The 12,809-nt window shown below is 63.8% G+C and carries 8 protein-coding genes; 5 read left to right on the top strand and 3 right to left on the bottom strand.

Annotation, left to right across the window (positions count from 1 at the left end; translation table 11 throughout):
• Positions 1-33: 33 nt before the first annotated feature.
• The 3 genes from glgX to treZ are packed head-to-tail and all read left to right on the top strand — an operon-like array spanning position 34 to position 6,672.
• Positions 34-2,196 (top strand): glycogen debranching protein GlgX, encoded by a 2,163-nt coding sequence (glgX, locus tag QP305_RS07045; protein WP_284904709.1) that lies wholly within the window; start codon positions 34-36, stop codon positions 2,194-2,196.
• A gap of 10 nt (positions 2,197-2,206) precedes the next feature.
• Positions 2,207-4,777: a malto-oligosyltrehalose synthase gene (gene treY, locus QP305_RS07040; RefSeq protein ID WP_284904708.1), complete on the top strand. Its 2,571-nt coding sequence runs from the start codon at positions 2,207-2,209 to the stop codon at positions 4,775-4,777.
• On the top strand, positions 4,777-6,672 hold the full coding sequence (treZ, locus tag QP305_RS07035; RefSeq protein WP_284904707.1) for a malto-oligosyltrehalose trehalohydrolase: 1,896 nt from the start codon (positions 4,777-4,779) through the stop codon (positions 6,670-6,672). The genes treY and treZ overlap by 1 nt, the downstream gene beginning before the upstream one ends.
• A gap of 44 nt (positions 6,673-6,716) precedes the next feature.
• On the opposite strand, the gene QP305_RS07030 is transcribed toward treZ, so the two are convergent.
• Entirely contained in the window at positions 6,717-7,793 is a 1,077-nt protein-coding gene (locus QP305_RS07030) for a lipid II:glycine glycyltransferase FemX (protein WP_284904706.1), read from the bottom strand.
• 60 nt (positions 7,794-7,853) lie between these two features.
• Here QP305_RS07030 and QP305_RS07025 point away from each other — a divergent pair, with 60 nt between their 5' ends.
• Together QP305_RS07025 and QP305_RS07020 are read left to right on the top strand one after the other, a co-directional pair.
• Entirely contained in the window at positions 7,854-8,426 is a 573-nt protein-coding gene (locus tag QP305_RS07025) for a DUF3000 domain-containing protein (RefSeq protein WP_284904705.1), read from the top strand.
• 103 nt (positions 8,427-8,529) lie between these two features.
• Complete coding sequence (locus QP305_RS07020; RefSeq protein ID WP_284904704.1) at positions 8,530-9,744, top strand: HRDC domain-containing protein; 1,215 nt, start codon at positions 8,530-8,532, stop codon at positions 9,742-9,744.
• Between the two features lie 6 nt (positions 9,745-9,750).
• Here QP305_RS07020 and QP305_RS07015 read toward each other — a convergent pair whose 3' ends face one another.
• Together QP305_RS07015 and QP305_RS07010 are read right to left on the bottom strand one after the other, a co-directional pair.
• On the bottom strand, positions 9,751-11,019 hold the full coding sequence (locus QP305_RS07015) for a class I SAM-dependent RNA methyltransferase (protein WP_284904703.1): 1,269 nt from the start codon (positions 11,017-11,019) through the stop codon (positions 9,751-9,753).
• On the bottom strand, positions 11,016-12,803 hold the full coding sequence (locus tag QP305_RS07010; protein ID WP_284904702.1) for a hypothetical protein: 1,788 nt from the start codon (positions 12,801-12,803) through the stop codon (positions 11,016-11,018). Before QP305_RS07010 ends, QP305_RS07015 begins: the two co-directional genes overlap by 4 nt.
• Positions 12,804-12,809: the final 6 nt, after the last annotated feature.

Raw genomic sequence — 12,809 nt, 5'->3', positions numbered from 1 at the left:
GTAGATTCCCACTTTCGTATGAGATACTCAGGTATGAGAATTTGGCCTGGACACCCGTATCCGCTGGGCGCTACTTTCGACGGCACCGGCACGAATTTCGCGATTTACTCCTCCGTGGCTGAGAAAATCGAACTCTGCCTACTTGACGATAACAACAAAGAAACCCGCGTGGAACTGCGGGAAGTTGATGCCAATGTTTGGCATTGTTACCTCACCTCAATTCGGCCCGGGCAGCGTTACGGATACCGTGTCTACGGTCCCTACGATCCAGCCCAGGGGCTGCGCTGCGATCCTTCCAAGTTCCTCCTGGACCCCTACGCCAAAGCCATCGAAGGCAATATCACCAATGCTCAGGAAGTCTTTTCCTATGACTTCAACGATCCTTCGCAACCGTGCACTTTGGATTCGCTCGGCCACGTGCCGGTTTCCGTGGTTATCAGCCCCTACTTCGATTGGGGCTATGACCGCCCGCCCAAGCACGAATATAACGAGACCATTATTTATGAGACGCACGTGAAGGGCTTCACCCAGCGCCACCCGGATGTTCCCGAAGAATTACGCGGTACCTACCAGGGCCTCACCCACCCGCCCGTTCTCGATTACTTCACCTCCCTGGGGGTGACGGCTATTGAGCTCATGCCGGTGCACCAGTTCATCAATGACACTTCGCTCCAGGACCGGGGTCTGAGCAATTACTGGGGTTATAACACCATCGGATTCTTCGCGCCCCATGATGGCTACGCCACCCGCTCGCGCGGGGAGCAGGTCGATGAGTTTAAGGCCATGGTCAAGGCCTTCCACGAAGCCGATATTGAGGTCATCCTTGACGTGGTCTACAACCACACGGCGGAGGGTAACCACATGGGCCCCACCCTGTCCTTCAAGGGTATTGATAACCGCTCCTACTACCGCCTGGTCCCCGATGACCCGCGGCACTATTTCGATACCACCGGGACCGGGAACTCCCTGAATATGACCTCCCCGCATACCCTCCAACTCATTATGGATTCGCTGCGGTACTGGGTGACGGAAATGCACGTGGATGGTTTCCGTTTCGATTTGGCTTCCACCCTGGCTCGCGAACTCCACGCGGTGGATAAGCTTTCTTCCTTCTTTGACATCATCCAGCAGGATCCCATCATTTCCCAGGTCAAACTCATTGCCGAACCCTGGGATGTGGGCGAAGGCGGCTACCAGGTGGGCGGTTTCCCACCGCTGTGGACGGAATGGAACGGCAAGTACCGTGATACCGTGCGTGATTTCTGGCGCGGGGAACCGGCCGCCCTACCGGAATTCGCCTCCCGCCTAACGGGCAGCGCGGACCTGTATGAATCCTCCGGGCGCCGCCCTTTCGCCTCCATTAATTTCGTGACCGCCCACGATGGTTTCACCATGCGCGATCTGGTTTCCTATAACGAGAAACACAATGAAGCCAATGGTGAAAACAACGCGGATGGCGAATCGAATAACCGCTCCTGGAATTGCGGGGAAGAAGGCCCCACGGATAATCCCGAGATCCTCGATCTGCGCGAACGCCAAATCCGCAATTTCATCTCCACCCTGCTGCTCTCCCAAGGCGTTCCTATGATTTCCCACGGTGATGAAATTGGGCGCACCCAGGGCGGTAATAACAACACCTACTGCCAGGACAATGAGATCGCGTGGATGGATTGGGATCTCGATGACCGCCAGATGGATATTCTGCAATTCACGCGGGCGGCTATCGCTTTCCGCAAGAATCACCCGGTGTTCCGGCGCCGGCGCTTCGTGGCCGGTTTCGATCCTGTATGCGAAGGTTGCCTCCCGGAAATCGAATGGTTCCGCCCCGATTCCAGCCAGATGGAAGATTCCGATTGGGATTCCGGGTTTGCGCGGGCCCTCATGGTGTTCCTCAACGGTGCGGGTATCCGCGAACCCGATGAGCGCGGCAACCCGATTATTGATGATGATGTTCTCCTCATGTTCAATGCCGGCGACGACGAAGTTGAGTTCGCCATCCCGGGCGGCGTCTATGACCGCGAATGGACGGAAGTGGTCAATACCGCGGCGGAGGTCAATCCCCAGATCGTTTTCGCTTCCGGGGATACCACCAGCGTGATCGGGCGCTCCCTGCGCGTTTTCGTGCACGAACCGTCCGAGGAAGATATCGATGACGCCCTGGCCGGCGCCCAGAAAACTCCGCAGGCCGTGCGCTAAGCTCGAAAGTATGACCGCAATCACTGACACCTCCAGTATTCCAGCTCTACGTTCCCACGTGCCCAGCGCCGGGCGGCGCCAGCCCGTGTCCACGTACCGGCTGCAACTCGGTCCCCACTTCACCTTCGCGGATGCCACCGCCCTGCTCCCCTACCTGGTGCAGCTCGGGATTACCGATGTGTACTGCTCCCCTATCCTCCAGGCCGCCCCGGGCTCCACGCACGGCTATGACGTGGTGGATCACACCCGGATTTCCGAGCCGATGGGCGGGCGGGCCGGTTTTGAGTCTTTTGCGAATGCCGCGCACGCGGCCGGCCTCGGCGTCGTCGTTGATGTGGTGCCTAACCATATGGCCATGCCCACCCCGCTCTACCTCAACCGGGCCATGTGGTCCCTGCTGCGCGACGGCCCCGAGTCCCCCTATGCCTCCTGGTTCGATATCGACGTGGAGTCCAGCGACGATGGGATCCTCATCCCGGTGCTCGGCGAACGGGTGGGTACCGCGCTTGCCCGGGAGGCGATTAGCCTCGATCACGTCGTCGTACCGGGTTATGAGGGCGACGGCGCAGTGCCCGTCTTGCGCTACTATGACCACGTTTACCCGGTTCGGAAAGGCACTGAATTTCTGCCGCTGGCAGAACTGCTGCAACGCCAGTACTACCGGCTTGCCTATTGGCGGGTCGCCGAGGAAGAACTCAATTACCGGCGGTTTTTCGATGTGGATACCCTGGCCGGGATCCGGGTGGAGGATCCGGAGGTATTTCAGGCTTCCCACGCGCTGCTGCTTGAGCTGTTCCACGCCGGCTTCATTGATGCTTTCCGGATTGATCATCCCGATGGGCTGGCCGATCCGCGCCAATATATGGAGCGTTTGCACGAAGCTACCGGCGGGGCGTGGATTGTGGCGGAAAAAATCCTGGAGGGCAGCGAAAAGTTGCCTTCGGATTGGAAGTGCGCGGGGTGTACCGGGTACGAGGCTTCGTGGCGTATCGGGGCGCTGCTGACCGACTCGGAGGGAGTGCGTGCCCTCACCGCGAATTTCGTGCATCTATCCCATACCACCCAGCCGTATCCGGTTCTGGAGCGCGAGGCGAAAAGCCAGATTATGCATTCCTCCCTCCAGGCGGAAGTGGAGCGGATGGCGCGGCTCATGGCGGAAGTGTGCCGTGATGATCTGCGCCTGCGGGATCATTCCCAGCGCTCCTTGTACGATGCGGTCTCCGCGCTCGTCATCTGCATGGATCGGTATCGGGCCTACGTAGTTCCCGGGGAGAAAGCGCATGCCAGCGCTGAAACTGCGCTGCTTGAAGCAGCCGAACGCGCCCGGGGCCTGCTCTCCGAAGACCGGTGCGAAACTCTGGACGTTGTTGTTGATATTTTGCTCGGGCGGGAAATCGGTTCGGCAACGAAACGCCATGATGCTTCCCGAAACGAGGCGATTATCCGCTTCCAGCAGGTGTGCGGAGCGGTTATGGCCAAGGGTGTGGAGGATACCGCTTTTTATCGGTATACCGCGCTTACCTCGGCAACGGAGGTGGGATCTGATCCGCTGCGCGCATCGCTCACCCCTGATGAGCTGCATACCTGGACCCGGCAGATGATGGCGGATTGGCCCGTGATGATGACCACGCTCACCACTCATGATACGAAACGCGGGGAAGATACCCGCGCCGCTATTGCCACCCTGGCGGATTACCCCACCGAATGGTTGGAGCTCCTGGAACGGCTGCGCGAACGGCACGCTGCTTCCCGCCCGGCGGAACTCGATGGCCAGATCGAGAACCTCATGTGGCAAACAATTATGGGAACCTGGACGGATAACGGGCCCATCGAAGCGGATCGCCTCATTGACTACCTGCGCAAGGCCGCCCGGGAACAAAAATCTTGGACCACGTGGACCGAGCCGGATGAAGCACTGGAGACCGGGCTTTTTGCCTATGCACGCTCGGTTATTTCCACCCCGGAATCGGTGGCTGAGCTCACGGACTGGTGGGAACATACCCGCCCGGCGCGCCGCGCGCGTATCCTCGCGGCGAAGGTTCTGGCCCTCACGCTGATCGGGGTGCCCGATACCTATCAAGGGGAGGAAATCACCCGGAATCTGCTGGTGGATCCGGATAACCGCCGCCCGGTAAATTATCCGCGGCTCGCCAGCATGCTCGAGCAGCTCGATAGCGCCGGGGCGCTCCCCGCGCAGGCGAGCGTCGATGAAGAAAAAATGTGGGTGACCTCGCGCCTCCTGCGCCTGCGCCGCGACCGCCCGGATACTTTTGTTTCGCTGCGTTCGGGCTACGAGCCGCTGGCTGCCACCACCGGAAATATTTTTGCTTTTACCCGCACCCTGGATGGGGAGCCGGATGTGATCGTGGTGGTCTCGCGCCTCGCGCACCGCCAGGAGGTAGCCGGGGGCTGGGGCGATGCGCATATCGTGCTCCCGCCCGGGCGGTGGCGCAGCGTTCTGGAGGAAGGCGAGATTGAGGGGCCCCAGCTCTTTGTTCGTGATGCCTGCGCGAATCTGCCGGTGGCGGTGTACGTTCGCGCTGATACCTACGGGTCCGACGCAGGAGGGAGCACCGATTAATGGAACCGCTGAGCGTATGGGCGCCGGGGCGCACGAGCGTTGAGGCCCTGGTAGACGGGGAGCGCCTCCCCTTCCGGCCGGTCGCCGCCGCGGATATTGCGGCAGCGCGCGCGGGGCGCGACGGCGCGGCCCTGGCCAGCGGGCCGGGATGGTGGATCCTCGATACTCCCCTGCCGGCCGGCACCCGCTACCGCATCAGTCTGGATGGTGGCATGGGCCTACCCGATCCGCGCACCCGGCGCCAGCCCGAAGGAGTCATGGGCCCTTCCGAAATTGTTGATCTTGACGCTTTCGAGTTGTCGCCCTTCCCCGGGGTGGATCCGCTCGGCAAGGTGTTTTACGAAATGCATATCGGCACCTTCACACCGGAGGGCACCTTCGATGCGGCGGCGCAGAAATTCGGGTACCTGCGCGAGCTCGGGGTGGATATCGTGGAGGTTATGCCGATCTGCCCCGTGCCTGGCACCCGCAATTGGGGCTACGACGGCGTGGATATCTATGCGGTCACCGAAAATTACGGCGGACCGGCGGGCTTCGCGCGCTTCGTGGAGGCCGCACACCGCGCTGGCCTGGCGGTATGCCTGGACGTGGTCTATAACCATTTCGGACCCGACGGGAATTTCTTAGCCGAGTTCGGCCCCTACACCACGGATCGCTATTCTTCGGTGTGGGGCCCGGGTGTGAACGTGGACGGCCCGGATTCCGGCCCGGTGCGGCGTTATTTTATTGACAATATGCTCCAGTGGGCCCGCGATTACCACGTGGATATTTTTCGGCTTGACGCCGTCCACGCGATCCGGGACCGCTCCCGTACACATATTCTCGCCGATTTATCCGACGCCGCCGCGGCTTTCGCCGCGCAGACCGGCCGGCATATCGCCCTCGTAGCAGAATCCGATCTCAATGATGTGAGGATGCTGCGCCCCACAAGAGCGGGAGGCTACGGTATGGATATGCAGTGGGCTGATGATATTCACCATGCCCTGCATGTCTATGTGACCGGGGAAGATTTCGCCTATTACGGGGATTTTGCGCTTCCCGGAGCCCTGGAAAAGGCCATGCGCCGTGTCTTCGTGCACGACGGTAATTTCTCTAGTTTCCGGAAGCGAAACTGGGGTGCCCCGGTGCCCGCTGCCCTCGATTCGCGCCGTTTCCTCGCTTATACCGAAAACCACGACCAGGTGGGTAACCGAGCCCTGGGTGACCGCCGCTCCTCTACTGTGAGTGCAGAACACACCCTTGTTGCTGATGCGCTCATGCTGCTCTCCCCCTTCACGCCTCTTCTCTTTATGGGTCAGGAGTGGAGTGCTTCCGCGCCCTTCCAATTCTTCACCGATCACACTCCGGAGCTAGGGGAACGTGTGGATGCGGGGCGGATTGCGGAATTTCGTGACTGGGATTGGGGTGAGCACGCCGGCCAGATTCCCCCGCCCCAGGCGCTTTCTACGTTCACGCGCTCGCACCTGGACTGGGCGGAACTCGAGGAGCCCTCCCATGCTCGCTATCTCGAGGCGACCCGGGAGCTCCTGCGGCTGCGGCGCGAGCACCCAGATTTTTCTTCCCCTGACCGGGAGGATTCGGAGATCGTGCGCCTGGGTGAGGCGGGATATTACCGACGCGGAGCTAGCTTCGTGGTTTTCCATATAGGCGCGGCCGACCCCCTCCCCGGCGAAACAACTGCCAATAAACCAGGTGAAACGCAAGTGGAAGAAACGGCCGCGGCGGCCGCTCACCCCACTCGGGTGCAGTTACCGCCCGAAGCGGGCCGTCTACATACGCTCCTCACCTGGGGTAGCGTGACCGTGGCCGAATCCTATGTTGATTTTTCCGGGCCCGGTTTCGCGGTGCTCAGCCCCTACCGCCTCAACATCCCCTGCACCCCCGGCAGCGCCTAGCTCCGGGGCGCGGCCCGCGCTGAGGAGACTAGGAGGCTCGGAGGCTAGGAAGCTTTGCCTAAGCGGCGGCCCAGGCGCTCGCGCACGCCGCACACCGCCCCCGCAGAGGCACGCACCGCACCCACCGCGGAGCGTTTAGCGCGCAGCGCCAGCTTGAGACCGCGGTAGTAGCGCGGGCGCAGCGGCACATCCCAGGCGCCGGCCACCTCGGTGAACTCGGCAGCGAATTTTTGTTTGTAGCCGGTCACGCCTTCTAATTGCGGGGCGCGCTCCGAATGCACCCCCATCAGGTCATAAGCTTTCCGCCCGGTTTCCCGCAGCCACGTTATGGTGTGCAGATCCATGAACATGGAGGCGTGGCGCTGGCGAGCTTCCGCACTGGTTGCCGCGTAATAGGCTTCCCCGAGGTCATCGGTAGCGAGCACAATTTGCCAGGCCAGCGCCCGCCCCTCCGCGCGCGCCACGAAAAGCCGGGCGTGTTCCGGGCCCAGGGATTCCAGCATGGTCACGTATTGGCTCATGGGTGCTGCCCCGAAATCATCCCGGGTGGCCGTTTCGGTGAGAATGGCGTACAGCTCCGGGAAAACCTCCCGAGCCCGCTCCGTTTCATCGCAAAATTCCAGGCCTTCCGCCTCGGCTTTGCGTGCTTGGCGACGCCCCGACTTGGAGAAACTCGCCCGGATCTCCGCATCCGGGCGTGCGACGTCGACCATAACGGTGCGATCATAGGTGACCGTTTGCAGTAATTCGTGCAGGTCCGGGGCCGGGTGCCAGGCGTGAATCCGCATGAAGGCGAGGCTGCGATCCGCGCCCCGCACCAGCTGCCCCAGCGCGGTCCGGAACTCCAGTTCTTCCGCCGCCGCGGGCCGTTCCCCGAGCCACACCGGGCCTTTTTTCGCCCACAGGTAGGTGAAACCGCGCCCTTCCATCCGGGTCAGAGAAATAAGGGCACGCGGCGCACCTGCGCTATCGCGCCACAGGAAACGCCCGAATGGTGCGTGGCCGGGCAGGGCATCCTCGTAGCGGTCCCAGGCGGGCAGCTGCTCGAGGGGCAGGCCGTGGCCGGCAGCCAGGTCCAGGTAGGTGGTGTCATCGATCCGCGACAGCGAGAGTGTAGACATGCCGCCATCCTACCTGCGCGGCGCGCCTGGCTAAAACCCGCGCGCGGGCGCATTACGGTAATGAGCGTGTCTCAGATTCATGCACCCGAGGACTTCCTCACCGCGCTCGATAGCCTGCGCGGGCACGAGTTTCGTCCCGAGCTGCACATCGTGCAGATACCGCCCCCGAAACGCATTGCTCCGTGGGCTGTTGCGCTGCAGGCTGAGATTAATGATTCTACGACGATGGAGCCGGAAAGCTACCGCGGCGGAGCCCGCTTCGTGGTGCTGCACGACCCGGCCGGTCAGGAGGCCTGGCACGGAACCTTCCGGATTGTGTGCCATATGGGGGCGCCGATGGACGCGGCGATGGCCGGCGATCCCTTGCTCGGCGAAGTTGCCTGGGCGTGGCTGGCCGATACCCTGGATGCGCACGGTGCTGATTACCACCACCTGGTCGGCACCGTCACCCGCATGTATAACGAAACTTTCGGCGGGCTGGAGCTTTCCTCCTCCCTCACCGAACTGGAATTGCGGGCTTCCTGGACCCCGAGCAGCCCCGATCTTTATCACCACGTGCGGGCGTGGGCGGATTTTATCGCGCTCGCTTGCGGTTTAGCTCCGGAAGGAACGACGGCGCTGCCAGCCCGCTAGGGGCACTCTCGCTAGGAGGTGGCGCCCCTGCGCGTGGCAGCCCCGCGCCTGCGCATGCCCGCTAGTATTAACCGCGGCCCCTAGTCTGAGCAGTTGTGAGGTTATGACGTCTTCTTCTATTCGCTGGAGCGAGGATCCCACCCTCATTCATGTGGATACCCCGCGCGAAGGTATCCCGCCGCTCACCACCGGCTCCGCCTATCGCCCCGCGCTAACGAGGCTACGGCGCGGCAGCGGCCCCGTGGCGGTGGATGTGGAACGCGCCATGGGAATCCGCTATTCAGCCCGGGCCTACCTGATACAACTGCGTCGCGAAGGTTCGGGAACCCTGCTGTGTGATCCAGTGGGAAATGAGGAATATTACCCGGAACTGGCCGCGATTCTTGAAGATACCGTGTGGATTTTGCACGCCGCCGATCAGGATTTGCCCTCCCTGGGTGATCTCGGTTTGCGCCCGGGGCCCGGCAAGCTTTTCGATACCGAAGTGGCCGCGCTGCTGTTGGGCGATGAACATATTTCCTTGCAGGCTCAGCTGGCGGAAAATTTGGGGCTGCTCCTGGCGAAAGAACATTCGCAGGCGGATTGGTCCGAACGCCCGCTCGCCGATGACCTGCGTTCCTATGCCGCCCTCGATGTGGAATTGCTCGCGCCTCTGCGCGAGGTGCAGCTTGAGCGCCTGGAGCGGGCCGGGCGCCTGGAGTGGGCGGCCCAAGAATTTGAAGAGATCCGCACTCGGCCACCCAAAGCCGCCCCCGCGGAGCCGTGGCGGCGCGCCACCCACCGCCAAGATTTTTCTTCCCGGCGTGACCTCGCCCTGGTACGCGCCCTGTGGCAGGAGCGGGATCGTATCGCGCAAACCACCGATACCGCCCCCGACCTAGTTCTCACCCGCGCTGATATCGCGGCCCTCGCGCGGCGCCGCCCGCGCTCCCTGGCCGATGTGCGTACCGCCCGGCCGCTGCGTAGCGGGGGCAAACAGTATTTGGCGCCGGCCCTGTGGCAGGCGGTAGCGAAGGCCTGGGCGCTGCCGAGTTCCGAGCTTCCCGAACTGGCCCCGGCCCGGCCCGCCCGGCGTGCCGAACGCGGCATTCCACACCTGCTCGATCACGTGCGCGGTGCCGTTCAGGAACGCGCGGCGGAGCTGGGAATCCGCCACGATGTGCTTCTCAAACCGGCCGTGCAGCGCGAACTGGCGCGCCTCTTGCGCCACCGGGTGGCGCGCACCGCTCCCGCCATTGGCGATGCGCTAGCTGAGCTAGGAGCCCGCCCCTGGCAGGTGGAGAATACCGCCACCTGGATTGCCGCAGCGGTGCGCTAAAACTGCTTAGCGCAGCGCTGTCACCACTTCGAAGTGGTGGGTATTGGGGAAAAGGTCGACGGCGCGCATGGACTCCACGCTCCGCCCGGATTCCACCATGGCGGCCACATCGCGGGCCAGCGCGGCCGGATCGCAGGACACCAGGACGATCCGGCGGGCGCGGCTGGCTGCGGCGGCCCGGGCCGCCGCGATTCCCAATCCGCTCCGGGGAGGATCGGCGAGGAGAATATCGGCGTCGCTAATATCCCGTACCGAAATAGCGGCGGTGCGGGCACGTGCCCACGGGTAGCCCCGCAGGTTCGCGCGGGCGTCTTCCACCGCGGTACGCGCACCCTCAAGGCTTTCCACCCGGCCGGTTGGCCCGGTGGCGCGGGCTAGCGGCACGGTGAGCAGCCCGGCTCCCGCGTAGAGTTCGAGGATATGGTCGCCGGGTTCAACCTCGGCCGCGCGGGTCACCAGGTCGATGAGGGTGGCCGGTGCTTCGCGGTGGACCTGCCAAAAACCGGAGGCCCGTACCCGGTAGCGGTAGCTGTCCTCCCCCACCACTACTTCTTCGCGCGCGAAGGGGGAGCATTCCGCGCCGGTCGCGTCGAAGGTGCGCCCGCCGATGCTCACTGCCACCGGGCTGGCTGAGGGGGCGAGGATACGCACCCGCTGGCCCTCGCGCAGCGGGCCGATACTGCGCGCCAACCGGGTGAGGTAGCTGCCATCCCATAGGCCCAGCTCCTCAATCTCCTGCACCGCGAGGGGCATGGAGGTAATGGGGAGAACTTCGCGGCTACCTTCCCGGAACATTCCGAAGCGCCCCGCGCTCACGGTTACGTCAATGCGGGTGCGGCTCGCCCAGCCGCCGCTGGCGCGGTCGGATTCCAAGGCTGCAACTTCCGGAACAATGCCCTGCTCCGCCAGGTGATCGCTGAGCGCCTGCCCGCCGATGCGGCGCAGCGTGGCGGCGAGCACCTGGGTTTTCCACTCGTGCTGGTAGTCGAAGATCACGTGGCCCAGGTCCGCGCCGCCCACGCCCCCGGGCCCAGCTTCTGGCCAGGGATGGGCTTGGCGGTAGGGCGAGGGCTCGCCGAGCACCTCAATCACATCCCCGCGGGCGAAACGGGCGCGTTCCTCGGTGAGCGCTACCCGCACGTGTTCTCCGGGCAACCCGAAGCGAGCCAGGATTGCTTTGCCTTCGGCGCGCCCGATGGTAATACCGCCGTGGCCGATATCCTCCAGGGTGATATCGACGGTCGAATGATGAGATTGAGCAGCAGGGGTGGTCACAGATCTTCTCCCGAATGGATTTGGTAGGGAACTTGCACCAGCATGAGGCGCGAGTCATAGGACAGGTCAGCGAAAAGCGCGGGCACGGAACGGCGCAGGTACACCCGGTGCCACAGGGTGGTGGAGACCACCTTCGGGGCGATAACCAGCACAATATCCTGCGGGTGGGTATCGAGGAGGAAACGAATATAATCCACCAACGGCCCGCGCGCCCCGCTGGTGGGATTGCCCAGCACCGTCAATCCCACCGGTAATTGAGATTGACTCCAGGCGGCGCGTAGCGCAGCGGTACGGCTTTCACTCAGGTCTACGGTGAGGGCAGTGAGGGTGGAGGGGCGCAGCGCCCGCGCGTAGGTGACCGCCCGCAGGGTCGGCAAATTGAGTTCTTGAACCAGCACCACCGCGTGGGTGCGGACCGGTAGGCGCCGCCCGGCCCCCAGGTCCAGCGGTTTGAGGTGGGCGCTCATTTTTCCGCGCCCGCGCTGAGCGATGAGCATCCCCGCCGTGGGCACCGCCACCGCCGCCAGCGAGGTCAGCGTCCAGGCCGGCTGCATGGCCACCGTGACGAGCAAAACAAGGAATCCCGCCAGCGCGAAGAAAGCAAAGCCCCAGCGGGAGGCATGCGCGGCCCGGCGTTCTTCCCGCCGCTCCGAAGTTTTGAGAATCTGCCCGCCGCGCAGGGAGAGGGCCGCGCAATGGAGCGTGAAGATAAGGAAACATACAAAGACAAGGGCGACGACGCCGGCGTGCGTCGTCGATAGAAATACCCCGAGGGCGCCGGCAAGTACCGCCACCAGCAAGACCACGCCGCTGCGGGCCCGGGAGGCTTCCGGGGCGGCGAGGCGAGCGGGAAGTGCGCCGTCGAAAGCAAGTTCCCGCAACAGGCGCGGGAGGCGTTCGTACACCACGAAAACGCAGATCAAACCCAGGAAACCGAAAGCAATCGCGGTGATAATACGCCCGGCACTTCCCCAGAACGCGGTGCCCATAACGATGCTCGGCAGACCCACCGGGACCGTGAGAATATCCAGGCGCATTTCCAGGTAGAAGGTGCCCGAAAGCACCACCGCGGCGATGCCCGCAATGGTGCTCAGGGCGCGCGGCCCTAAGAAACGTTCCCGCCCGGTGCCGATACGCCCACCCACCAGCAGCACCACCGCGGCCAGGAAGCACATAATGACGAAGGTATTTCCGAGCGGGTGGATAGCTTGGGAACCGGGGAGTTCTTCGGCGCGGTTCGTGATGAGATCGGCAAGGGAGACGGTGCCGCGGGCCTCGCGCACCAGCCCGGTCACCAGGGTTGCGATAATCACTCCGCTCGCCGCCAGCACGGCGAGCAGCGCCCCCGCCAGGGGCAGGCGCCAGTGCACCAGCGCGGGCAGGGCGCACACCACCACCAGCGGGATTTGGATGAGCCGCCCGTCCACCGCCAGCGGGGTGAGGGCATTGACCGCCATGCCCACCAGCCCCGCGGCCAGCACCAGGAGCAGCGCGAAAGCTGCGAAGCGCGCGGCGGCGGCAACGGTGCCGAAAGCCGGGGAAATATAGCGGGAAACCACCTGGTGGGCGGCTTTCCCGGGCACCACGCGGGAGGCGGCGATGGTGGCCGCCACCACGAGCGCGAGCACCGCGGCCCCCGCCAGCGCCATCGCCCCCACGAGGGTGGGGTTCGCGAAGGGCGCCCCGCGTTGAATACTGCGCGGGAGGAGTACCACCGCCAGGCAGACGCAGGTGGCCGCGCCCACGTACTGGGACATCCCCAGGAAGGATAATTTTCTCATCACTAGGAT

The sequence above is a fragment of the Actinotignum timonense genome, from assembly GCF_030216305.1.
In the GTDB taxonomy this organism is placed as follows: Bacteria; Actinomycetota; Actinomycetes; order Actinomycetales; family Actinomycetaceae; genus Actinotignum; species Actinotignum timonense_A.
The sequence above is the reverse complement of the archived record's forward strand: the minus strand, read 5'-3'. Positions and strand labels throughout refer to the sequence as shown.